Source organism: Marinobacter sp. AN1, assembly GCF_026013985.1.
GTDB lineage: Bacteria > Pseudomonadota > Gammaproteobacteria > Pseudomonadales > Oleiphilaceae > Marinobacter > Marinobacter segnicrescens.
This window is the reverse complement of sequence record NZ_CP110342.1, coordinates 2,437,131-2,459,843: the sequence shown is the minus strand read 5'-3', so window position 1 is coordinate 2,459,843 and position 22,713 is coordinate 2,437,131. Positions and strand designations below refer to the sequence as shown.

19 protein-coding genes and 2 pseudogenes are annotated in these 22,713 nt (G+C 57.9%); 8 read left to right on the top strand and 13 right to left on the bottom strand.

Annotation, left to right across the window (positions count from 1 at the left end; genetic code table 11):
• Positions 1–60 precede the first annotated feature (60 nt).
• The 10 genes and pseudogenes from LJ360_RS11315 to LJ360_RS11270 all read right to left on the bottom strand — a co-directional run.
• Positions 61–690: pseudogene (locus tag LJ360_RS11315) on the bottom strand (IS630 family transposase); the annotation flags it as partial.
• A gap of 582 nt (positions 691–1,272) precedes the next feature.
• Entirely contained in the window at positions 1,273–1,632 is a 360-nt protein-coding gene (locus LJ360_RS11310; RefSeq protein WP_264994013.1) for a Rap1a/Tai family immunity protein, read from the bottom strand.
• Between the two features lie 11 nt (positions 1,633–1,643).
• Positions 1,644–2,489 carry an abortive infection family protein gene (locus LJ360_RS11305; RefSeq protein WP_264994012.1) on the bottom strand — a complete coding sequence of 282 codons (846 nt, stop codon included), beginning with the start codon at positions 2,487–2,489 and terminating at the stop codon, positions 1,644–1,646.
• Positions 2,490–2,810: 321 nt separating this feature from the next.
• Positions 2,811–4,112 carry an IS1380-like element ISMaq3 family transposase gene (locus LJ360_RS11300; RefSeq protein WP_011784498.1) on the bottom strand — a complete coding sequence of 434 codons (1,302 nt, stop codon included), beginning with the start codon at positions 4,110–4,112 and terminating at the stop codon, positions 2,811–2,813.
• A gap of 184 nt (positions 4,113–4,296) precedes the next feature.
• Positions 4,297–4,965, bottom strand: a complete 669-nt coding sequence (locus tag LJ360_RS11295; RefSeq protein WP_264994011.1) for a hypothetical protein — start codon at positions 4,963–4,965, stop codon at positions 4,297–4,299.
• Between the two features lie 90 nt (positions 4,966–5,055).
• Positions 5,056–5,748, bottom strand: a complete 693-nt coding sequence (locus tag LJ360_RS11290) for an NrdJb (RefSeq protein WP_264994010.1) — start codon at positions 5,746–5,748, stop codon at positions 5,056–5,058.
• Positions 5,749–5,775: 27 nt separating this feature from the next.
• A complete protein-coding gene (locus LJ360_RS11285; RefSeq protein WP_091848307.1) occupies positions 5,776–7,914 on the bottom strand; it encodes an adenosylcobalamin-dependent ribonucleoside-diphosphate reductase in 2,139 nt (712 codons plus the stop codon).
• Between the two features lie 343 nt (positions 7,915–8,257).
• Positions 8,258–9,052 carry an ABC transporter ATP-binding protein gene (locus LJ360_RS11280; RefSeq protein ID WP_264994009.1) on the bottom strand — a complete coding sequence of 265 codons (795 nt, stop codon included), beginning with the start codon at positions 9,050–9,052 and terminating at the stop codon, positions 8,258–8,260.
• Positions 9,053–9,063: 11 nt separating this feature from the next.
• Complete coding sequence (locus LJ360_RS11275) at positions 9,064–9,972, bottom strand: ABC transporter permease (protein ID WP_264994008.1); 909 nt, start codon at positions 9,970–9,972, stop codon at positions 9,064–9,066.
• A 58-nt stretch (positions 9,973–10,030) separates the two neighbouring features.
• Complete coding sequence (locus LJ360_RS11270) at positions 10,031–11,002, bottom strand: ABC transporter substrate-binding protein (protein ID WP_091848304.1); 972 nt, start codon at positions 11,000–11,002, stop codon at positions 10,031–10,033.
• 325 nt (positions 11,003–11,327) lie between these two features.
• Here LJ360_RS11270 and LJ360_RS11265 point away from each other — a divergent pair, with 325 nt between their 5' ends.
• Both LJ360_RS11265 and LJ360_RS11260 read left to right on the top strand, forming a co-directional pair.
• The gene (locus tag LJ360_RS11265) at positions 11,328–12,995 is read left to right on the top strand and encodes an AMP-binding protein (protein ID WP_091848303.1); all 1,668 of its coding nucleotides are present in this window, start codon (positions 11,328–11,330) and stop codon (positions 12,993–12,995) included.
• Between the two features lie 118 nt (positions 12,996–13,113).
• Positions 13,114–13,587: a thioesterase domain-containing protein gene (locus LJ360_RS11260; RefSeq protein ID WP_264994007.1), complete on the top strand. Its 474-nt coding sequence runs from the start codon at positions 13,114–13,116 to the stop codon at positions 13,585–13,587.
• A 5-nt stretch (positions 13,588–13,592) separates the two neighbouring features.
• On the opposite strand, the pseudogene LJ360_RS11255 reads toward LJ360_RS11260, so the two are convergent.
• Both LJ360_RS11255 and LJ360_RS11250 read right to left on the bottom strand, forming a co-directional pair.
• A pseudogene (locus LJ360_RS11255) lies at positions 13,593–15,285 on the bottom strand (ABC transporter permease).
• A gap of 107 nt (positions 15,286–15,392) precedes the next feature.
• The gene (locus LJ360_RS11250; RefSeq protein WP_091848300.1) at positions 15,393–16,412 is read right to left on the bottom strand and encodes a Fe(3+) ABC transporter substrate-binding protein; all 1,020 of its coding nucleotides are present in this window, start codon (positions 16,410–16,412) and stop codon (positions 15,393–15,395) included.
• Between the two features lie 189 nt (positions 16,413–16,601).
• Between LJ360_RS11250 and LJ360_RS11245 the strand changes: the two genes are divergently transcribed.
• From LJ360_RS11245 to queF, 6 genes are all read left to right on the top strand, one after another.
• A complete protein-coding gene (locus tag LJ360_RS11245) occupies positions 16,602–16,874 on the top strand; it encodes a PilZ domain-containing protein (RefSeq protein ID WP_091848299.1) in 273 nt (90 codons plus the stop codon).
• A gap of 171 nt (positions 16,875–17,045) precedes the next feature.
• On the top strand, positions 17,046–17,471 hold the full coding sequence (locus tag LJ360_RS11240) for a DUF3391 domain-containing protein (protein WP_264994006.1): 426 nt from the start codon (positions 17,046–17,048) through the stop codon (positions 17,469–17,471).
• A 20-nt stretch (positions 17,472–17,491) separates the two neighbouring features.
• Positions 17,492–18,391, top strand: coding sequence for an HD-GYP domain-containing protein (locus LJ360_RS11235; RefSeq protein WP_264994005.1), 900 nt, complete (start codon positions 17,492–17,494; stop codon positions 18,389–18,391).
• A gap of 145 nt (positions 18,392–18,536) precedes the next feature.
• Positions 18,537–19,505: an ABC transporter ATP-binding protein gene (locus tag LJ360_RS11230; RefSeq protein WP_264994004.1), complete on the top strand. Its 969-nt coding sequence runs from the start codon at positions 18,537–18,539 to the stop codon at positions 19,503–19,505.
• A complete protein-coding gene (locus LJ360_RS11225; RefSeq protein WP_264994003.1) occupies positions 19,502–20,275 on the top strand; it encodes an ABC transporter permease in 774 nt (257 codons plus the stop codon). The genes LJ360_RS11230 and LJ360_RS11225 overlap by 4 nt, the downstream gene beginning before the upstream one ends.
• Before the next feature lie 9 nt (positions 20,276–20,284).
• Complete coding sequence (gene queF / locus LJ360_RS11220; protein ID WP_091848296.1) at positions 20,285–21,103, top strand: NADPH-dependent 7-cyano-7-deazaguanine reductase QueF; 819 nt, start codon at positions 20,285–20,287, stop codon at positions 21,101–21,103.
• A gap of 31 nt (positions 21,104–21,134) precedes the next feature.
• Here queF and LJ360_RS11215 read toward each other — a convergent pair whose 3' ends face one another.
• Positions 21,135–22,493: an adenylate/guanylate cyclase domain-containing protein gene (locus tag LJ360_RS11215; RefSeq protein WP_413774424.1), complete on the bottom strand. Its 1,359-nt coding sequence runs from the start codon at positions 22,491–22,493 to the stop codon at positions 21,135–21,137.
• Positions 22,494–22,713 lie beyond the last annotated feature (220 nt).

The following is a 22,713-nucleotide window of genomic DNA, read 5'->3' as shown; positions in this document are numbered from 1 at the left end:
TTCTGCTGTGTCGGACCCTATCAGATCAACCGGCCAACATAGTTGTCGCTGGACCGGCCAAGTTAATTGTCGCGCTATATCGTGGGTGCGACGCTCGATCTGGCCGGGTTTCAATTGCAACTTTGGTTGAGTGCGATCCAGTGCCTGGATCTGCGTTTTCTCATCAACAGACAGCACCAGGGCGTTATCCGGCGGATTCAGGTACAAACCGACAACATCGAAAACTTTATCAGCAAAGTCCGGATCATTGCTGATTTTGAAAGTTTTCAGCCGGTGCGGTTTCAGGTCAGCGGCTTTCCAGATCTGATGCACTTGCCAGCGACTAACACCGGCATATTCGGCCATCAACCGGACGCTCCAGTGGGTTGATTCCTTGGGCAGCTTTTTGACCGTGTCATCAAGAATTGCCTTAACCTTTTTCTGATTCAGCTTTCTGGGTTGCCCGGGTCTTGGTGCATCCTGAAGACCGCTCAGGCCCTGTTCGGTGTAACGATTACGCCACTTGAATACCGTGGCCGTCGTGGTTCCCAGTCGCTCAGCAACGACTTTGGGTGATTCACCGGCATTCAGGGCCAAAACGATTCGCGCTCGCAGAACGAGATTCTGACTCAGCGTGCTTGTTCGCAACCAGCTTTCCAACTCCAGTTGATCGTTTACCGTAAGATTAAAGGGAGCTGGTTTCCGGGCCAAAACAGAGTCTCCAAACTCGTGAATAATAGCTCGAATTATAGCATATATGCGCTTAGGAAATACCCGGACGGAACACTAGACTGCCGAAGTCCCTCGCTGGAGCATATGGATTCTGTAGCGAGGGTACCGGAGGACAAGCAATCGGGACGACGAAGCAATCGCGACGAGAAAATAAGTCTGTCCCGGTTTTCAATTACGTTTTCTTTTTTAAGAGTGCCTGTCCTTGTGGGGTGGAGTTTTCTTCCTTGGCAGTGCCTGTCCATGGTTTTCATCGGGACCAGGGTTCGGACGTTTCTTCTTTGGGAGTGCCTGTCCATGATCAGGTACCGGCCTGTCCCAGTTTCTGCTCCGGCCTGGATTTGGCAAACTGAGCCAGTAATTGGCCGAAATGACGAATTTGGCTGCGATCCGGTCTGCTTCAGGTTCGGGGCACCTGGATCAGTGGTGGAATAGCACTAGCTACGCGTTTTCTTTCTTGTGAGTGCCTGTCCCAGATATCCTTTGTCCCAGATATCTTGAATCCGGCAAAATCGGCGCTCAGCTATTCAGTCAGCGCCTGTCCCAGCAGTCTTGTTAACCAACTCACTCACACGGGTACTGCCTGCTGAACGCAAACGTTGTCAATGCTCCTGCGCTGACGTGTAGTACTTCTGGGGATTCGGCCAGATGCTTGTTCATGATTCTTGCGAGCTGAATGATCGGTACTCCTTCCGGGATGCAGAATAGCTTAGTGCCGTGCTCAAAACCTGCGAACTGTGATGCATGAATTACTCCGCTTATAACGCCTGCGCAAAGCCCTGAGTCAAAATCTACTGCATCCGGATTCTCAGGCAGTTGAACCAGTTTTTCGCAGCCTTTGAGAAGGTCGTTACCGTCGAAATCCGACGAAGCATGGGCTGTAGCTGCACCCATCACAAGAAACAAAGTGAGAAGTAATTTCATGTGTGCTCCGGTCAAAATTTCGGTGTAGAAGCGAGCTTTATTTTATCCCAAGACTCTAACACGAACGTTGCTAGCGTATGGGCGCTGTGGATCGCCAATCGAGCGTGCCGTGGTTCGAGCTTGTATATCTGCTTGCCTGCTCCGTGGGCTGAACTGGCGTGTGTGCGCAGCGCACCAACCCCATCAACGACTGAGTTCATACCGGAGAGGATTTTCCGTAGATCAGTGTCCTCTATCCGCTTTGGGTCGAAATTTAGGTAATCTGCAACCGGCCTCCACAGGTTTTTCAGGTCCTGTTTCGAGGGTTTCTCCAGTTTCTCTTCGTCGATCATGATTTTGAAAAGAGACTCAAGAATGTTGCACGCTGCTGAGCACGCTTCCCTCGGCTCGCTGTTCGCGTTATCAATTGCTCTCTCGAATTCCATGTCTATAGATATTAACTCGCGCCCCTTTATCAGGTCAGAGAGACTTTTGGTGGCCCCCTTCATGCCCACTGCAGGCTGAACCTTTCCGCCGATCCGATATACTAAATCATAACGTTCGAGTACTTCCTTTACCTTTTTCTGAAAAGTCTCACGTGACAAAGCCCCGTAAGGTGTTCCCAGTGATTTCGACCAGTCATCGTCAGGAGTCTCCATTTCCTCTTCGATTAATTTTCCCAGGACCGCAAGAGGAGTAGAGGATTCTGCGTTAGTGCGCCTGAGCCAGTCTTGGCACTTAACAGGCTTGCTGCCTTCTGGCGGCTCCCCAGGAGCGTCTGCGTACATAAACATACTGTCCAGGTCCGCGTGGGTTTTAACCTGAGACAAGTGCTTTGCAATGATAGCAATGATCGGAGCTGGTATCTGCGTCTTCAAACTGGTGTCCTCTCATTTGACTCACACTCATATTGTACAGAAAGTCTGAGGAGTCATCTTTTCCCGATAACAAAATGACAGCTCGCTAAGCAGATACTGCCTCCGAGATCTCGGCATGCCCCGATTTTTATTGGTATCAAAACCAAACCCAGCCCCTAGCCCGGATTTCTCATAGTGCTCCAACAACCTTCGCAGACCAAGCCTGGTAGTGCCAGATCCGAGTGGTCATGGTCGAAGTTGGCGATTATTTAGCCAGTTTCCGGCATTCAGGCACAACTCCCCCTTTCCCCCATTGGTATCGGGCCGGGGGAGCCCGATTATCTACTGGGGCACCAAGCGCTGAACCAGTGCTGAGAGATCGTTCTTGTGTGGATAGCTATCACTCATCAACACCCGTATTCGGCGGGTGTTGCGGATGATGACTGCGCCAACCTTGATCAGCTTCAAGCGCAAGGTGCCGGCACTCATACGTTCGAAGGGCGTGTTTTTCAGATGCACCCGCAAACGCTCGAACAGGGTGTAGGCGAAGCCGGATAAGATCAGCCGCCACTGGTTGGTCCACCAGTGTGTGCTGGAGGTGCGACCGGCAAACAGATCCAGTTGTTGATCCTTGATCCGGTTCTCCATATCACCCCGTGCGCAATACTGTTCGTAGTAGAGCTTGAATCCGTCATCGTAGCGGGAGCTGATAACGAACCGGGGGTTCGGGCCTTGAGGGCCATATTCCAGGCGCGCAACCACCCAGCGTGGCTTATGCCAGCTTCGGGCTTTGTAGCGGAAGCGGAAGGTGCTGGCGAGCTTATGGCCATGAGCCTCGTAGTAGGTCCGGACTTTGTCCATGGCTGGGGCGGCAAGCGCCTCCAGCCGCTGGTTGCGGGCCATGCCTACGATGTAATCCACCTGGTTGCGATCGCACCAGGCCAGCAGTCGGGGCTTGCTGAAGTGGGAGTCGCCCCGGAACACGATCCGGGTCTGTGGCCAATACTCGCGAATAAATCGCACCAGCAGCGCCAGAATGGCCCAGCTGTGCCGGGCATCACCTCGATTGCTGGTGCGCAGATAGCTCACCAGCAAGTGCCTACCGCAGAAGACGTAAAGCGGGAAGTAGCAGTGATGGTCGTAATACCGGTTAAAGAACTTACCCGGCTGGTCGCCGTGCACCGGAATATCGGTGCCGTCAAAATCCAGCACGATTTCCTTGGGCGGCTTCTCATGCTGCTCGATAAAGTGGTGCCAGAGCAACTCATGCGCTTTGACAATGGTTTGCCGATCCATCGCCTGCTCCATTCGACAAAGCGTGGACTTGCCGGCCAGAGTCGAGGCATTCCCCGTGGCGGTTTGTAGTGCCTGATCAAAGCGAAGCGCTTCATGATCATTCAGATCTTCGTAGCCACCGGCCACACCGTAGACCCGTTGCCGGACCAGGGACTTGAGCTCATGACGAATCATCCGGGGATCCCGCTGGTCGGTCAGAGTCTCGGCCAGCCGTTGGGTTAACCGGTGTTGTTTGTCGACTTCGCGCAGTAACAGCAAGCCGGCATCGGAGGTGATATGGCCTCCGGAGAAGTCGGTTTCAATCTGGCGGCGGGAAAGTGGCGAGAAGGTCAGTTTTTGAGGTACCATTTTGGATAGCGGTTGTTGGTGTTGATTGATGGTGTAAGGTCCTGAAATTTTAACACTTTCAGCCGCTTTCTTTTATCCCCTCATGAGAAATTCGGGCTAGGACACCTGAGGTGGACACCATCAGGTTGTCCAGCTATTTGGGGCCCTCACTCACCGTTTGGGCTCTGCTTTTTCTTTGGAAGCATCATGCTCTTGAATAAAGCTCCACTTGTTCCCTTATTTTTCTGAGTTGATCATCCAACGTGCTTAAATGTCGACGAAGTTCCGAAACTCTTGAGTTTAAAGCGTCGAAATCTTCTTTTAAAAACGACCTTAGATCTTCTGTTTGTATTGTTATATCCAACGATAGTTGGTCGGAATATACGGAAAGCCAATGGATTGTACTGTTCATAGAAGTCAAACAAGAATTGACTATTTGGTTATGTATATCTGAGTATGTTTGACAACTGATTTTTTCGTAGCCGTCCTCCATTTTTCTTACATTCCGAACGAAGGACTCAATTGGATCATTGGCCTGTACAGATCTAAGACAATAATCTGCTCTTCCATCCAGTTCAGTCACTATTCTAATGAGGTAGTTGGTCCTATGAGCCACATCCTTATGCTCTTCATAGTGCCGAACTATTTCAGAGTGAGTTATAGCTCTTGTGCTTACCTTGGTTATAGTAAGAACGGAAATAAGTATAGCAACTACCGAGAAAAGGACTGCTGCGTCTTCATATCTCTGAATGAAAATGAGGTAGATCAACCTCGCTACGGCAAAAACTAATATCACAACTACGAAGCGCGACAGGGCAGAAATGTCTTTAGATAGTGCTCTAAATTCTTTCTGAAGGTTTTCGATAACTGTCACGAACCGCTCCCCTGACTTAAGGCAAAAAAGGCCCGACAATCACTGATTGCCGAGCCTCCTAGAGTACTACTTCATCTGTCTACCAACCCCTCAACCACACTTGGAATCGCCACAAGAAAGACAAGTAGCACACCCATCCATAATAACGACAGCCTTGGTATTACACTTCCCACAAAGCGTGGAATTAGCAGGGTACTCCGAAGCCGACTCATCATTCACAGAAGTCTTCTGGGCCTCTTCAAACTCAGCCCGCTTCTCCGCCAGGATCCGCTTGGTAACCTCACTCATCTCTTCACTTTCAATAAGGCCAATGGCCTTCAGGTGCCGCTCGATGACTCCGCCAATCTCGGCCACAAGGGACGGCATGAACACGCCGCCTTTCTTGAAGTAACCCCCGTTGGGGTCATAGACCGAGCGCAGCTCTTCCACCAGGAAGGTGACGTCGCCGCCCTTGCGGAACACTGCGGAGATAACCCGGGTGAGGGCGATAACCCACTGGAAGTGCTCCATGGACTTGGAGTTGATGAACACTTCATAAGGCTGCCGGCTTTCGTGGTCGGTGTCCTCGTTGAGGATGATGTCGTTGATGGTGATGTACATCGCGTGCTCGGCCACCGGCGGCTTGATCTTGTAGGTGGTGCCCAGCAGGAAGTCCGGCCGTTCGATGTTTTCGTTCATCTTGACCGGGTTGGGGCCCTGTTGCTCGGGGGCCGGTGCCTGGGCCTCCGGGTCTGCTTTCTTGACCCGGTAGCCGACGATCTTGTTGGTAATCTTTGCAGTCATGGTCATAAGTTCCTGTCAGTTCCCGGATCAGTATTTGCCGTAAGTGCCTTCTTTGAGGGCGTCGAAGAGGTTGGCGGCGGTGTGGATTTCGCCGTCGTACTCGATCTGCTCGTTGCCCTTGAAGGTTACCTTGCTGCCGTCGTCCAGGGTGAACTCATACAGCGTGTTTTCCAGGTCGGATTCCTTCACCAGTACGCCCTGGAAGGCTTCCGGGTTGAAGCGGAAGGTGGTGCAGCCCTTCAGGCCCTGCTCATAAGCGTACATGTAGATGTTCTTGAAGTCCGGGTACGCGAAGTCTGTGGGCACGTTGGCGGTCTTGGAGATGGACGAGTCCACCCACTTCTGGGCCGCCGCCTGGATATCCACGTGCTGGGTCGGTGTAACGTCGTCCGACGTGGTGAAGTACTCCGGCAGCTTCTTGTCGGCGTCGTCAGAGAACGGCATGGCGCCGGCGTTGATCAGGTGGCGGTAGGCCAGCAGCTCGAAGCTGAATACGTCGACCTTCTCCTTGGTCTTGCGACCCTCCCGGATGATGTTGCGGGAGTAGTGGTGGGAGAAGCTCGGCTCGATGCCGTTACTGGCGTTGTTGGCCAGTGACAGGCTGATGGTGCCGGTGGGTGCGATGGAGGTGTGGTGGGTGAAGCGGCCACCTTTCTCGGCCAGTTTCTCCACCAGCTCCGGCTCTACCTCGGCAATGCGCTTCATGTAGTTACTGTATTTGGCGTGGAGGATACGCCCTTTAACCTTGTCGCCCACCTTGTAGCCGTCGTCCGCCAGCTGCGGGCGCCAGGCCATCATCTTGGGGGTGATTTCAAACTCTTCGTCCATGATGGGCGCCGGGCCTTTCTCTTCAGCCAGGGCCAGGGACTGGCGCCAGCCTTCCACGGCCATTTCACGGACCACTTCCTCGGTGAACTGTACGGACTCGTCAGAACCGTAGGGCATGCGCAGCATGGCCAGGGTAGAGCCCAGGCCCAGGATGCCCATGCCGTGACGGCGCTTGTTCATGATTTCGTGCCGCTGTTCTTTCAGGGGCAGGCCGTTGATTTCCACCACGTTGTCCAGCATGCGGGTGAAGATGGCTACTACCTGGCGGTACTTCTCGTAGTTGAAGCTGGCCTTGTCGGTGAAGGGGTTCTCCACGAACTTGGTCAGGTTGACCGAGCCCAGCAGGCAGCTGCCATACGGGGGCAGGGGCTGTTCGCCGCAGGGGTTGGTGGCGCGGATTTCCTCGCAGAACCAGTTGTTGTTCATCTGGTTCACCTTGTCGATGAGGATGAAGCCCGGCTCGGCGTAGTCGTAGGTGGAGGTCATGATGGTGTCCCAGATGAACTGGGCCTTCACCGTACGGTAGATGCGGCAGGCCACCTTGCCTTCGTCGTTGGTGACGTAGCCTTCCTGCACCGGGAAGTCACGGTAGACGAACTGGCTGGCGTCGTTCAGGTCCAGGCCTTCGTCTTCGGCTTCCTTGGCGGTCACCGGGAACGACAGGTGCCAGTCGTCGCCATTCTTCACGGCTTCGATAAAGTCTTCGGTGATCAGCAGGGACAGGTTGAACTGGCGCAGACGGCCATCTTCACGCTTGGCCTGGATAAACTCGATCACGTCCGGGTGGTGCACGTCGAAGGTGGCCATCTGCGCGCCACGGCGGCCACCGGCAGAAGACACGGTGAAGCACATGCGATCGAAGATATCCATGAACGACAGCGGGCCGGAGGTGGTCGCACCGGCACCCGCCACGTAGGCGCCACGGGGGCGCAGGGTGGAGAACTCATAGCCGATACCGCAGCCGGCCTTGAGGGTCAGGCCGGCTTCGTGGTTCTTCTCCAGGATATCGTTCATGGAATCCTGGATGGTGCCTGAGACGGTACAGTTAATGGTGGAAGTGGCCGGCTTGTGGGCCTCGGCACCGGCGTTGGAGGTAATTCGCCCGGCCGGGATGGCGCCGTTCTGAAGGGCCCAGATGAACTCCTTCATGTAATGGTCACGCTTGCCCTTGGCCTCCACTTCCGACAGGGCTTTGGCAACCCGTTTGTAGGTCTCGTCAATGGTGCGGTCTACAGGTTCGCCGGTCTTGGTTTTCAGCTGGTACTTGCTGTTCCAGATGTCCAGTGAGGCATCCTGCATCGGAATATCTGTGGTTACTACCTGTAGTTTCGCGCTCATCTCCACCCTCGGTTATGCCTGATTTTTTATGGTCCGAACGCCGCGTAAACGGCGCTCACTGCGGGTTTGGCGACCCTGTCGGGGGTTTGGGCCAAACACTATATCTAGTTGGGATGTGCGGGAGTATAGACACTATATAGTGTTGTGTGAAGAAAGGAGGGGCTATTAAAAGGGGCTTGCTGGTGCAAAAAAATTATCACTAAAACGGTTGCAACGGCGGCAAGCCAGACGGGGCAAGGGTTCGGGTATTTATGGTCTGCAAAGCGACAGATGTTTCGGTTTGTGAAGCAGGGCACTGTTGCTGGTCAGGCCCTGCTCACATTGTCCAAGGGGTGAGCAGCGGTCAGCCCAGCAGCAGGCTGTCGTCTTCCACTTCCAGGCCGCGCTGTTTCTCGAACAGGTCCAGAAGGTCTTTCACCTCAAGCCCCTCCCGCTCCGGTCCGGCAATGTCGAAAACCACCTGGCCCTGGTGCAGCATGACCGTACGGTCGCCCACTTCCAGCGCCTGTTTCATGCTGTGGGTGACCATCAATGCCGTGAGTTTCTGCTCGGCGATGATGTCCTGGGTGAGTTCCAGCACGAAGGCAGCGGTTTTCGGGTCCAGGGCGGCGGTGTGCTCATCCAGCAGCAGGATGGAGGAGGGCGTCAGACTGGCCATCAGCAGGCTGACGGCCTGGCGCTGGCCTCCGGACAGCAGACCCATCTTGTCACCCAGGCGGCTTTCCAGGCCCAGGTTAAGCTTGGCGAGGGCCGCCCGGAAGCGTTCCATGTAGCTGCGCTTGACGGCGCTGGTGAGCCCCCGGCGTTGGCCCCGCTTGATGGCCAGGGCCAGGTTTTCCTCGATGGACAGGCCTTCACAAGTGCCCGCCAGCGGGTCCTGGAAAACCCGGGCTACCCGGCGCGCCCGTTTGTGGGTGGGCAGCCGGGTCACGTCCTTGCCGTCCACTTCGATACGACCGGAATCGACAATCACTTCCCCCGCCAGGGCGTTGAGAAACGTGGACTTGCCGGCGCCGTTACTGCCGATCACCGTGACGAATTCGCCCTGGTTCACGGTCAGGCTCATGCCCCGCAGGGCCGGGTTCTCCAGCGGCGTGCCCTTGCCGAAGGTGAGCTTGAGGTTGTCTGCACTGATCATGTCTCGCTCCTTCAGGCCTTGTTGCGGGTCATTCTGGCCTGCACCCTGGTGCGGAAACCGGGCAGGACGATCGCCAGGGTCACCAGTATGGCGGTTATCAGGTTCAGGTCCTGGGCGCCCAGCCCGAGCACATCCGCGTTGAGGGCGAAGGCAATGGCCAGGCGATAGATAATCGCGCCCACCACGCAGGCCAGCAGGGCTCTCAGCACCGAGGCCGGGCTGATAACGGCTTCACCACCGATGAGGGAGGCCAGGCCGATAACAATGACACCCACACCCATGGTCACGTCTGCCGCGCCCTGGCTCTGGGCGACCAGGGCACCGGCCAGGCCCACCAGGCCGTTTGATAGGGCCACGCCCAGCACCACCATGGCACCCGTGGCGATGCCCTGGGCCCGGGCCATGCGGGGATTGGCGCCGGTGGCACGCATGGACAGGCCAATCTCCGATTTCATGAACCGCCACAGCAACACCAGTACGATGGCGGTGACCACGACAAACAGCAAAACCGGCGCCAGGAAATAGTACTCCGGCGGCAACAGGCTGTCCCACCAGGTGACGACAGTGTCCTGCATCAGCAGTGGCACGTTGGGACCGCCCATGACCCGCAGGTTCACAGAGTACAGGGCGATCATGGTGAGGATGGACGCCAGCAGGTTGAGAATGCCCAGCTTGACGTTCAGCAGGGCCGTGACTGCACCTGCAGCCATACCGGCAACAATGGCCATGCCGGTGGCAAGCCAGGGATTCCAGCCAGCGATGATCAGCACGGCGGCCACAGCGGCACCCAGGGGGAAGCTGCCATCGACGGTCAGGTCAGGGAAGTCCAATACCCGGAATGAGATATAGATGCCGAAGGCCACAAGGCCGTATATGAGGCCGGTCTCGACAGCACCGAAAAAAGCAATCTGACTAAGCATGAGAGGGCGTTCGCAAGGCTGGAGCAGGCCCGGCACAATGGCCGGGCCTGCCGGGTGTTCAGTCGTTGCCGACTACTTTGGAGGCTTCGGAGATGAGCTCATCACTGAGGGTGATGCCCATTTTCTCTGCGGCGGCCGGGTTCACGTAGAGTTCCAGCTTGTCCAGGGTTTCCACCGGCATATCGGCCGTGGCGGCACCTTCCAGGATGCGCGCGACCATGGCGCCGGTCTGGCGGCCCAGGTCATAGTAGTTGAAGCCCATGGCGGCAACGGCGCCGCGCTCAACCGTGGCGGTATCGGCCGCGAATACCGGAATCTTTGCGCGCTCGCCCACAGAAATCACTGCTTCTGCGGCACTGATAACGGTGTTGTCCGTCGTCAGGTAGATGGCGTCCACCTTGTCCGAAAGGGAGCGTGCGGCACCCAGCACTTCGGAGGTCTTGGTGGCAGCGGCCTTCTCCAGTTTCAGGCCACGGGCCTCCAGGCGCTCTTCCAGTAGTTCCACCAGGGCGACGGCATTGGCTTCGCCCGGGTTGTAGACGGTACCAACGGTCTTGGCGTCCGGTACGACACGCAGGACCATGTCCAGGTGCCGGTCCAGGGGCAGCATGTCGCTTACACCGGTGATGTTTGCGCCAGGAGCTTCAAGACTCTTTACCAGCTTGGCAGCGACCGGGTCAGTTACGGCGGAGAACACCACCGGGATGTTGCGGGTAGCGGCCGCTGCAGTCTGGGCAGACGGCGTGGCAATGGCGACGATGACGTCCGGCTGGTCACCCACAAACTTGCGGGCAATCTGGCTGGCGATGGCGGAGTTGCCCTGGGCGCTTTCGTGCATCAGCTCCAGGTTGTCACCTTCGTTGTAGCCACGCTCAGCCAGCTCGTCCTTGACGCCCTGGTGCACGGCATCAAGGGCCGGGTGTTCCACAATCTGGGTGATGGCAACGGTTTTGGTTTCATCCGCCTGGGCCAGGCCGAAGCCGGTCAGCAGGAGGGTACTTGCCAGGATGCGCAGAAAAGTCTTGGCCATGAGCCGTCTCTCCGGATATTTGGCGTGTTGGGTAGGCCCGGTATGGCCGGGCCAGCTGCAAAAAAGGAGGCGGGAGTTTACCACATGGTGCCGGCTTTTGCGCCATCAATAACACCAGCCAGTGGCTGGTCCGGAGCTGCAGTCCGGTCGTAAAAGTATGGGTATTGCCGCAAATTTGTTGTTAACGGCTTTGACGGGGTCCATGGTCTTGCCATAGTCTTCAGATACCGGCAGCAGATACGTCGGAAATTCCAAGGATAACAACAAACAGGCGCAGTTCCGCAACGGCGGCGCCTGATACAGCCAGAGGTCTTCGGGAAGACGCATGAGTACACAACAAAAACTACCGCTCAACTTGATTTACCATTGGGAAACCGCCCGCGCTGAAAACGTTTACATGACCCAGCCTTTCACCGACGGCAAGGTGGTGGATTACACTTGGCGTCGTGCAGTGGGCGAGGCCAGGCGCATGGCCACCTATATCAAGTCGCTGAACCTGCCAGAGAAAAGCCGTATCGGCATCGTTTCCAAGAACTGCGCCCACTGGATCATGTCGGATTGGGCGATCTGGATGGCCGGGCATATATCCGTACCCCTGTACCCGACCCTGAACGCGGATACCGTCAGCTATATCATCGAGCATGCCGAAATCGAGGTAATGTTTGTCGGCAAGCTGGACGACTGGGAATCCATGAAACCCGGTGTGCCGGATTCGGTGAGGTGTATCAGTTACCCCCTTAGCCCGCCCACCAGCTTCGAAACCTGGGACGATATTGTGTCCCAGAATCCGCCCATGGAAGAGAACACCGCTCGTGAGGCGGATGAGCTGGCCACTATCGTGTATACCTCCGGCAGTACCGGCCGACCCAAGGGCGTTATGCTGAGTTTCCATAACCTGGCCTATGCGGCTTCGGGCGCCGCGGACCGGCTGGAGGTCACCAGTGAAGACCGCTACCTGTCCTACCTGCCCCTGGCCCACGTTTTCGAGCGCTATGTGGGCGAGCTGGTCTCCATGAACAAAGGGTTCCACCTGTATTTCGCCAACACCCTGGACACCTTTGTGGAAGACCTCCAGCGTTGCAGGCCGACCCTGTTCATCGCCGTACCGCGGATCTGGACCAAGTTCCAGCACGGTGTGTTCGAGAAGATGCCCAAGGAGAAACTGGACAAGCTGCTGAGGATTCCGCTGCTGAACCGCCTGATCAAGAAGAAGGTGCTTACCGGCCTGGGGCTGCAGCATGTGCGTTACGCCGGCTCCGGCTCCGCGCCCCTGTCCCACGACATCCTTGAGTGGTACCGGAACCTCGGCCTCGAGCTTCTCGAAGGCTATGGCATGTCCGAAAACATCGCCTACTCCCACACCACCCAGCCTGGCCGTGCCCGTACCGGATATGTGGGTGAGGCATTACCCGGTGTGGAGTGCAAGATTGGTGAAAACGGCGAGGTGCTGGTGAAAAGCCCCACCACCATGATGGGCTACTACAAGGACGAGGAAAAAACGAAGGAGGCCTTTACCGAGGATGGCTTCCTGCGCACCGGTGACGTGGGCGAGATTGACGAACTTGGTCGCCTGAAACTCACCGGTCGCCTGAAGGAAATCTTCAAGACCAGCAAGGGCAAGTACGTGGCGCCGGCCCCCATCGAGAACAAACTGATGCGGGATGACCACATCGAAGCCGTCTGCGTATCCGGTGAGAACCAGGTATCTCCGTTCTGCCTGGTGATGCTGTCTGAAGCCGCCCAGGCGAAGCGGGAAGATCCGGCTTTCCGCAAGAAGCTTGAGAAAGACTTTGTCGAGCTGCTCAAGGACGTCAACCAGACCCTCGATCCCCACGAGCACCTGCGCTTTATGGTCGTGGTCAAGGAGCCCTGGACCATCGAAAACGACTTCCTGACACCGACCATGAAGCTCAAGCGCAACGTGGTGGAAGACGCCTACCGGAGCCAGGTGGAAAACTGGTATGCCCAGGACAAGACCATTATCTGGGAATAACGATGCCGGTTGGCCGCCCGATGGCTTTCCATTAATCTTTGCGGTAAGTAATACTGAAACCGGCCCCAGGGCCGGTTTCGTCGTTTGAGTCCCTTTTCAGCCTGCACCGGAGAAGTTGATGAGCCGCCTGTCCGATTTCCAGCAACGCATCCATCGGGTGATTCCGCTTACTGACGCCATGGCAGCGGAGCTGGTGGCCTACGATGGTCAGAGCCTGCTGGTACGCGCGCCCCTGGCACCGAACAGCAACCACCAGGGCACCGGCTTCGGTGGCTCGGTCTATTCCATCGCCGTGCTGGCTGCCTGGGGCCTGATCGAGCTGGTCGTGGAAGACGCCGGGGTGGATGGCCACGTGGTTATCCAGAGCGGCCAGATGGACTACAGCCAACCGGTGGATGGTGACTTCTACGCCCTGTGCCAGCTGCCGGGCGAACAGGAGCAGCAGCGCTTCCTGTCTATGCTCCAGCGCAAGGGGCGGGGCCGGCTGGCGCTGACCTCACGGGTGTATTGCGGAGAGCCCACCACGGCACCTGAATCCGAACCGGTTGCCACCTTCGAGGGCCGGTTTGTGGTCCGGGCTGCCAGCGCGTAACAGGTTTATTGCTGGCTGTAGGCCCGGGCAGATCCGATTGAACGGCTCATCAGGATGATGGGCACGATGCCGGCCAGTACGATGATCAGGGCGGGCAGGGCGCTGATGCCCAGCAATTCGTCCGAGGCGTACTGGTACACGTGGGTGGCCAGGGTGTCGAAGTTAAAAGGCCGCAGGATCAGTGTGGCCGGAAGTTCTTTCATGCAATCCACGAACACCACCAGGGCTGCCGTCAGCATGGTGCCACGCAGCATGGGCAGGTGTACCTGTAGCAGTGTCGCCGTGGTGCTGCGACCGAGGGACCGGGCGGCCATGTCCATGCTGGGGGTAATCTTCTGCAGGCCGCTCTCCAGGCTGCCGGCGGATACGGCCAGGAAGCGAACCGTATAGGCGAACACCAGGGCAAAGGCCGTGCCGCTGAACAGCAGCCCGGTACTGATGCCGAACCAGTCCCGCATCCAGGAGTCCAGCTGGTTATCAAATGCCGCCATGGGAACAATGACCCCCACCGCCAGGACCGCCCCGGGCATCGCATAACCGAGACTCGACAGCCGCATCATCACCTGCATGGGCTTGGTGTCATGCAGCCGGCGGCTGTACGCGAGGATCAGACCAATCGTCAGCGTGGTGAAGGCAGCGGCCCCGGACAGGAACAGGCTGTTGAAGGTGTTTTCCAGGAAGTCACCGGTCCAGCTCTGGTCAAAGTAGATCACCGCGTAGCGACCCAGAACCACTGCCGGAACAATAAAGCCGAGGATGATGGGGGCAGCGCAAACCGCAACACAGATCCACTGACGGGGCCGGCTCATGGAAAAGCGCTGGATGGGCGCGCGATTGTCGCGGCCGGCGTATTGCTGCTGCCTGCGGCGTGAGTAGCGCTCCAGGGTCACCAGGATGACCACGAACGTCAGCATGATCATGGCGATCTGGGCGGCGCGCCGAGGTTGCCCAGGTTCATCCAGGTGTCGAACAGGCCAGCAGTGAGGGTCTGCACCGCGAAGAAGTCCACCGTGCCGAAGTCATTGAGGGTTTCCATCAGCACCAGTGAGAGGCCAACGGCCACCGCAGGGCGTGCAATCGGCAAAACCACCCGGAAAAACGTGCTCAGGGCCGAGTGGCCCAGGCTGCGGCTGACGGAAAACAGGGAAGGCGACTGCTCCAGGAACGCCGCCCGGCGAGCAGGTAGACATAGGGGTAGAGTACCAGCCCCAGCATCAGGGTGGCGCCCCACAGGCTGCGAATGTCCGGAAACCAGTAGTCCCGGGCATTGGTCCAGCCGAACCAGTCTCTCAGAGCGCCCTGGACAGGCCCGGCGTACTGGAGGATGTCGGTGTACACATAGGCAATCACGTAGGCCGGCACCGCAAAGGGCAGCAGCAGCGCCCATTCGAACATCCTGCGGCCAGGAAAATTGCACATGGTGACGGCCCATGCGGTCGCCAGACCGATACTGAGGGTGATGGCCGAAACGCCCACCATCAGCAGCAGGGTAGTCCACACGTACCGCGGCAGCGTGGTCTCCAGCAGGTGGGGCCAGATATTCTCGTCAGGGAACAGTGCCAGCCACGCCACGGAAAAGACCGGGAGGGCAACGATCGCGGTAATGAGGGCGGCAGACGTCAGCCAGCGCTTGGAGGTACGGCCAGGTGTCAGCGGTGATGGGGTTACCGGTTCCTCGAAGACGTCGGCCTGGTTCATGCTGATCCTGTTCGGTGGAAAAGGGCAGAAGTGTAACCAACAGCACCCCGAACAAACAATGCCAGCGGGTCATGGAACCCGCTGGCACAGGGTTTTATTGACCGGGATCAGAGATTGTCGTAGTCAACCCGGTCAACCATCCGTACCGCCTCGTTGGCGTTTTCGGCGATGGTCTGCAGTGACAGGGTGTCAGCATTAAGCTCACCCCATTCCGCGACGATGCCAGTGGGCGATACGTCGGGGTTGGCCGGGAACTCGTTGTTGGCTTCGGCGTAGATCTGCTGGGCCTCGTCGCTGGACAGGTATTCCATCAGTTTGATGGCGTTGTCGCGGTTAGGCGCACTTTGGGTCAGGGCAATACCGCTGATATTGATGTGGGTGCCCCGGCCTTCGGCATTGGGGAATACGATGCGTACCTGCTCCGCAATGGGACGCTGCTCTTCATCCTGCAGCATGACGCCGTAGTAGTAGCTGTTACCGATGGCGACGTCACAGACGCCTTCTGCAACGGCACGGATCTGGTCACGGTCGCCACCCTGGGGTTTACGGGCCAGGTTGTTCTTGACGCCTTCCAGCCACTCTTCGGCTTGTTCAGCGCCGTGATGGGCGATCATCGAGGAGATCAGCGCGATGTTATACGGATGCTTGCCACTGCGGGTACAGATGCGACCTTCCCATTTCGGGTCTGCCAGTTCCTCGTAAGTGGTGATCTCGCCTTCCTCAACCCGGTCAAGGGAGGTGAAAATCATGCGGCCACGGGTGGTCAGGGCGAACCACTTGCCCTCGGGGTGGCGCAGGTTCTCCGGGATGTTCGCTTCCAGGGTTTCGTTATCCACGGCGGCGGTCAGGTCACGATCTACCAGTTCGGAGATGCGCGAGATATCGACGGTCATCACTACGTCTGCAGGGCTGTTACGACCCTCACGCTCAAGGCGTTCCGCCAGGCCGTTCTTGGCGAAAACCACGTTGGTCTCGATGCCGGTGTCCTTTGTGAACGCGTCCAGCAGGGGCTTGAGCAGAAATTCCTGGCGGTAGGAGTAGATGTTGACTTCGCCGCTGGCGGCAGCAGGCAGGGGAGCGAGGGTAACGGCGCAGGCGGCAACGGCCGCGGCAAGTTTCATCTTCATATGTTGAATCCCGTTGCTAATCTGGTGAAAAACAAAAACCATTCTCATTTGTTGTTGCGGCGCTGTCAACAGGTTCACATTCTTTTAACACTGAAAATTATTGTTACGAATCAGTGCTATGTTTTAAGTCAATTTTTCTGGTTAAGTGTGATGCATATTCAACAAACTTCAGGCAGGCGCCAGAGAGCCATGACACAGCCGGATCGACGTGAACATATCCGTACCGCACTCAATGCCAGGGTGAGTGTTGTCCATGACACCCTTGGCACGCGTCACTTCGCCACCCGCGATATCTCTGATGGCGGTGTATTCGTGGTAGTAGAGGAAGACGACTTCAGGCCCGAATTGGGGGATGTGGTGACGGTGCAGGTTCAGGGATTGCCCGTGCCGGCCCCGGAACTGCGCATGGTGGTGGTGCGGCTGACGGTAGACGGGTTCGGGTTGCAGTTCGCTGACCACTGATCCGCCGAACGCCACCTTTAATCGGACACCTCTCTCTTCCGTAGCCGGGTTGTGATCCTTGTCACGGTATTACGCTATATTGCAGAAGGACAATAAAAGTAACCAAACGTAGTTGTCTGGTAACGGTTTTCCATCCGGTTGTAATGGACTGGCGACAGGGAGGTGGCGACAATGGATGTTGTCGAGAAACAGGCAGGTCAGAGGTGGAAGGTGGGTGTAACCCAGAAAAAGGTTAACGCGCAGGACCTTGAGGTCGGGATGTTTGTCTCGGACCTTGACCGCCCATGGCACCTGACGCCCTTTCCGATCCAGGGTTTCTACATTCGCTCGCAGGACGATATCCGTGCGCTGATTTCCCACTGTCGCTGGGTCATGGTGGATGTGGCCGAGGGTCGGGACAGCCTGGAATATGACCAGGCCGGCGCGCCCAGCTTTGCCCGCCGCACCAGTCGCAAGGTGCGACAGCAGGATATCCTCGAACTGCCGCCTATTCAGCTGAAAACCCGGTTCGCCACCAGCCCACACGTTCGCTACAGCGCGAGTTGCGCGCCAGCCGTAACCTGCTCCGGTCAGCGGAGGACGCAATCCGGAAGGTAGCGGGCAGCCTTGGTAATGATATGGTGCCTGATCTGCGCCCGGTCTCGAAGGTTGCCCGCCAGATGACCGCCAGTGTGCTGCGTAACCCGGATGCCCTGCTTTGGCTGGCCCGGGTACGCGAGCAGGACGACCATAGCTATCGCCACTCCCTCAAGGCCGCGGTATGGGCGCTGGTGCTGGGTCGCCACCTGGGCCTGGATGAGCCGTTGCTGACCACCCTGGCCACCGGATGCCTGCTGGCCCATATCGGCAAGGCTGAGTTGCCCCGGGCGTTACTGTTCAACGAGCATCAGCTGGATGCTGACCAGTACCAGCAGTACCGGACCTACGTCGAACTTGGCGCACGGCGACTGGAAGAAGCGGGTCTATCCCGCGCAGTGGTCGCGGTGGTGCGAGGTCACCGGGAACGCCACAATGGCTCGGGCTTTCCGGCGGGGGTTCGGGGTGACCGCATCCCGCTACTGGCCAAGATCGCTGGTCTGGTGGATTATTACGAGACCCTGATTGCACCCCGTGAAGGCTATCAGCCACTGTCTCCTGCCCAGGCGGTAAGCCAGCTGTTTGAATTGCGCAATGTGGAGTTCCAGGAAGACCTGGTGGAACAGTTTATCCAGTCCATCGGCATCTATCCCATCGGGACCCTGGTCCAGCTGACCAATGGCCAGCGTGGGGTTGTGGTGTCGCATTCACCCAAACGCAGGCTGATGCCCAAGGTCATGGTCATGACCGATGTTGGCCAGCAACCCCTGAAAGCGGCAAAGATGGTTAACCTTGCCACCTGCAACGAGGGACGCCCCGTGGAGCAGAGCCTGAGGGTGGAAGGTTGCCTGCCCAACGGTACCGACGGCCTCGACCCGGCCAGGTACGATATTACCGGCGTCGAGAGCCGCTGGAACCTGCGTCGACTGGTAGGCGCCTGACCTCCCGCCCGGCCCTTCCGGCCGGGCCTGTTCCTGGAACCCCTTACCCACTGGCGGCAGTTGTTAGCGGGCTACCCTTGAATTTTCCCCGGTTTGGCTCAAGATATAGCGCTTTCTTAAACTCACCTCCCCGCCGGTATTTTTGATGACAGTCCAAGCCAACCAGGAAGCGCCAGCCACCTGGGCCCTTGAAATCGAAGGTTTGAAGAAACGTTACGGCAGCGGGTTTGAAGCCCTGAAAGGCATCGACCTGCGTGTCCGTGAAGGAGATTTCTTTGCCCTGCTGGGGCCTAACGGGGCGGGCAAGTCCACCACCCTGGGGATCGTGTGTTCGCTGGTGAACAAGTCGTCCGGCAAGGTAAGGGTGTTCGGCCACGACATCGACACTGACCTGGCGGGTGCGAAGCTGAACCTGGGTGTCGTGCCCCAGGAGTTCAACTTCAACCAGTTCGAGAAGGTGTTTGACATCGTTACTACCCAGGCCGGGTATTACGGAATTCCACTGCGCAAGGCGCGGGCGTCTGCAGAGCGTTATCTCAGAAAGCTTGGCCTGTGGGACAAGAAGGACACGCCTGCCCGGATGCTCTCCGGGGGTATGAAGCGCCGGCTGATGATCGCACGGGCGCTGGTCCATGAGCCAAGGTTGTTGATCCTGGACGAACCGACTGCCGGCGTGGATATCGAGTTGCGCCGGTCGATGTGGGCCTTCCTGGAAGAAATGAACCGCAACGGCACCACGATTATCCTGACCACCCATTACCTGGAAGAGGCGGAAGCCCTGTGCCGCAACATCGCCATTATTGATCATGGCGAGATTCTGCGACACACCAGCAAGAAAGAGTTGCTGACCCAGTTGCACGTGGAAACCTTTATCCTCGACACCGACCAGTCCCTGGCCACTGCCCCGGTGCTTGAGGGCTTCGAGACCCGCCTTGATGGCGAGGGGGCTGTCGAGGTTGACGTGGAAAAGAGTCAGGGGCTCAACGGCGTGTTTGCCCAGCTTGATCAACAGGGCATCCGGGTACTGAGTATGAGGACCAAGTCCAACCGGCTTGAGGAGCTGTTCCTGCGTATGGTGGAAGACAACGCCCGTCAGGGGGAGGTGACCCAGTGACAGCCAGTGCAATCCTGACCGCATTCCTGACCATTGTTGTCCGGGAAATCCGCCGGTTTACCCGGATCTGGCCGCAGACCCTGTTGCCGCCGGCAGTAACCATGACGTTGTACTTCATCATTTTCGGCAATCTGATCGGCTCCCGAATCGGGACCATGGGCGGTTTCGACTATATGTCGTTCATCGTGCCTGGCCTGATCATGATGTCTGTTATTACAAGCACCTACGCCAATGTCGTGTCATCTTTCTTTAGCATGAAGTTCCAGCGCAGCATTGAGGAACTGCTGGTGTCACCGACACCGAACTGGACGATCCTCGCCGGCTATGTGGTCGGTGGCATGGCCCGGGGACTGGGTATCGGCCTGATTGTTACCCTGTTGTCGCTGGCGTTTACCCGGTTGCAGATCCATAACCTGCCGATGATGGTGCTGACCGTGTTTCTTACCTCGGCACTGTTTGCGCTGGGGGGCTTTATCAACGCCATGCTGGCGACCAAGTTCGATGACATTTCCATCGTACCAACCTTCGTGCTCACGCCGCTGACCTACCTTGGTGGCGTATTCTATTCCATCGAGCTGCTGCCGGAGTTCTGGCAGGGCGTGTCGATGATCAATCCGATCCTGTACATGGTGAATGCCTTCCGCTACGGCATTCTGGGTGTATCGGATGTGAATCCCTATGTGGCACTGGGAATGATCCTGGTGTTTATCGTCATTCTGTCCGTGGTGTCCCTGCGCATGCTGCAACGGGGCAAGGGCATACGTCACTGAGGAGTTGTCATGGCCCTTGACCATGCCCCCCTGGGCAAGTCCAGTGAGTACCCTGATCGCTATGCACCGGAGTTGCTGTTCCCGGTGCCGCGGGATGATAACCGTCGCCGTATCGGGTTGGAGGACGGCCGGTGGCCCTGGTTCGGCGATGACCTGTGGCAGGCATGGGAGCTGTCCTGGCTGCGCCCTGGTGGTGTACCGGTGGTGGCGTGGGGTGAGTTCCGCGTGCCGGCCGCGTCGCCGTCGCTGATCGAATCCAAGTCCCTGAAGCTCTACCTGAACTCCCTGAACCAGGAGGTTTTCTCCAGCCATGACCAGGTGAGGGAGACCATCGAGCGAGACCTCTCCAGTGCCTGTGGTGCCCAGGTGGCGGTGAGCCTCTATAGCGTTGACCGGGGCATGACAGCAGAAGGGCGTCCCCCGGGGGCGATCCTGATTGATGACGAGCCTGTCAGTAGCGTGGGCTATGACTATTGCCCCGAGGTATTGAAGGCGAGCGGCGAAACGGTAACCGAGAGTCTTTGCTCCCATTTGCTGAAGAGCAACTGCCCGGTGACCGGTCAGCCCGACTGGGGGTCTCTGCTGGTGGAGTACACCGGCCCCGCTATTGACCGCTCAGCGTTGCTGCAATATGTGGTGGGTTTTCGCCAGAAGCAGGATTTCCATGAGCACTGTGTGGAAACCGTCTTTACCGACCTGATGCAGCGGTGTCAGCCAGAGCACCTTGTGGTGAGCGCCAGGTATACCCGCCGTGGCGGGCTGGACATCAACCCCTGGCGCAGTACCGATCCGGGTGAGGCACCGCGAATGAGGCTGGTGCGGCAGTAAACTGAGGGGGTGTTCTGGCAAGTCGGGCAGTTCAGGTCTGCTCGGACTCCTCTTCAACCCGCAGCCGTTCAGCGGCCTCCTCAAGGGCTTGCAGTATGGCCTTGCGGTCGTTGTCCGCAATCTTGCCGGAATCCAGGTACATGGCAAAGCCTGCGTGTTCATGCTCCAGGAAGCTGCGGTTGGGGCCAAGATCGCGGCGGAAGTCGATGACCTCATAGATGGCCACCGGGCGACCGAAGCCCTTCACGGTAATTTCCCCCTTGTCCCGGCACATGATCCGCTCCTTGATCAGCGAGAAGGTTTCGTAGGAAACCAGGATCTGCCCTGGTTCCGCCAGTTGCTCCAACCGGCTCGCCAGGTTTACTTCCTTGCCGATGATGGTGTAGTCCATGCGGTTTTCGGCACCGAAGTTGCCCACGGTGACAAACCCGGAGCTGATGCCCATACGGATTTCCAGCGGGGTACGGATACCCTGGCTGCGCCAGCGCTGACGCATGATTTTCATGTGGTTGCGCATGTCGACAGCCATGGATACGCAGGCCAGGGCGTCTTCCTTCTGGCCCCGGGATGAAGGGTCGCCAAAGAAGATCATGATGGAGTCACCAACGAACTTGTCGATGGTGCCGCCATATCGCAGGGCGACTTCCGACATTTCGTTGAAGTAGTTATTGAGCAGTTCGGTGAGGGCCTCCGGTTCCATTTCCTCGGACAGGTCGGTAAAGCCCTTTATGTCAGAGAAGAAGACGCTCAGTTTCTTGCGGCGGGTTTCCAGCCGCACGTCCCGTTCACCGGTAAAGATGGACTGCCAGACCTGGGGTGACAGGTACTTCGAGAGCTTGTCCGACAGGGCAATGGACTGCTCCCGCTGCTTCTGGATCTGGGTCTTGGCGGCCAGCAGGATGCGGGCCTGCTGGTGGGTGTAGAAGGCTGTTACGCAGATATAGAGCCCGGTACCCGCAAGTGAGACCAGGCTGGTGAGCAGGGGCGTGGTGAAGTCCTCGGTGACGCCCAGCAGGCCCACCACCAGGCCGGCGGCCGCAACCAGCAACAGGGTGCCGTAAAACCACAGGTAAAGGCCGCCAACAATCAGGCAGCTGAACATCAGCATCAGCGCCATGGCCAGCGAGGGCACTGGGGTCAGGCCGGTGAGGCCGATAACCAGGCCACCGGAGATGCATTCTACCAGTAACAGATACTGACGGATGCGGGGCTGGCGGTCGGCACCCAGCTTGCGGCTGAGGAACAGGATCGTATGGGGCCAGAAGACACCGGCGGCCAGTAACCAAAGCAGGGACTCGGGAAAAATGCCATCCACAACGCCGGCAACGATGATGCCGCAGAAGGCCGCGGCACCGAGCACCCGGCCGTTGAAATCCGGTAGTGGCGGGATCGCCTGAGGCGCGTCTTCCGGCGTAGAATCCGCGCGGACTTGCGGCTGGTATCCGGCGTGCTTACATACCCTGACATGCTTCGTCCCTGTGGAAGACGGATCGTGATCGTGGATTCCGGTGCCGGCCGGGGTGGCGCGGCAGTCTTGTTATTTTCGCTGGTGACGGTTACGGTTCCAGCGGAAGTGTCCTGAATCCAGCCGATGAGATTACCAGTAACGG

What these genes read in the sequence shown, in the direction of transcription:
- LJ360_RS11240 (WP_264994006.1), top strand. Translation starts at nt 17,046, where the DNA reads ATGGATGTTGTCGAGAAACAGGCAGGTCAGAGGTGGAAGGTGGGTGTA.
- LJ360_RS11310 (WP_264994013.1), bottom strand. Translation starts at nt 1,632, where the DNA reads ATGAAATTACTTCTCACTTTGTTTCTTGTGATGGGTGCAGCTACAGCC.
- LJ360_RS11250 (WP_091848300.1), bottom strand. Translation starts at nt 16,412, where the DNA reads ATGAAGATGAAACTTGCCGCGGCCGTTGCCGCCTGCGCCGTTACCCTC.
- LJ360_RS11230 (WP_264994004.1), top strand. Translation starts at nt 18,537, where the DNA reads ATGACAGTCCAAGCCAACCAGGAAGCGCCAGCCACCTGGGCCCTTGAA.
- LJ360_RS11280 (WP_264994009.1), bottom strand. Translation starts at nt 9,052, where the DNA reads ATGATCAGTGCAGACAACCTCAAGCTCACCTTCGGCAAGGGCACGCCG.
- queF (WP_091848296.1), top strand. Translation starts at nt 20,285, where the DNA reads ATGGCCCTTGACCATGCCCCCCTGGGCAAGTCCAGTGAGTACCCTGAT.
- LJ360_RS11245 (WP_091848299.1), top strand. Translation starts at nt 16,602, where the DNA reads ATGACACAGCCGGATCGACGTGAACATATCCGTACCGCACTCAATGCC.
- LJ360_RS11290 (WP_264994010.1), bottom strand. Translation starts at nt 5,748, where the DNA reads ATGACTGCAAAGATTACCAACAAGATCGTCGGCTACCGGGTCAAGAAA.
- LJ360_RS11265 (WP_091848303.1), top strand. Translation starts at nt 11,328, where the DNA reads ATGAGTACACAACAAAAACTACCGCTCAACTTGATTTACCATTGGGAA.
- LJ360_RS11275 (WP_264994008.1), bottom strand. Translation starts at nt 9,972, where the DNA reads ATGCTTAGTCAGATTGCTTTTTTCGGTGCTGTCGAGACCGGCCTCATA.
- LJ360_RS11285 (WP_091848307.1), bottom strand. Translation starts at nt 7,914, where the DNA reads ATGAGCGCGAAACTACAGGTAGTAACCACAGATATTCCGATGCAGGAT.
- LJ360_RS11300 (WP_011784498.1), bottom strand. Translation starts at nt 4,112, where the DNA reads ATGGTACCTCAAAAACTGACCTTCTCGCCACTTTCCCGCCGCCAGATT.
- LJ360_RS11270 (WP_091848304.1), bottom strand. Translation starts at nt 11,002, where the DNA reads ATGGCCAAGACTTTTCTGCGCATCCTGGCAAGTACCCTCCTGCTGACC.
- LJ360_RS11260 (WP_264994007.1), top strand. Translation starts at nt 13,114, where the DNA reads ATGAGCCGCCTGTCCGATTTCCAGCAACGCATCCATCGGGTGATTCCG.
- LJ360_RS11235 (WP_264994005.1), top strand. Translation starts at nt 17,492, where the DNA reads ATGGTGCCTGATCTGCGCCCGGTCTCGAAGGTTGCCCGCCAGATGACC.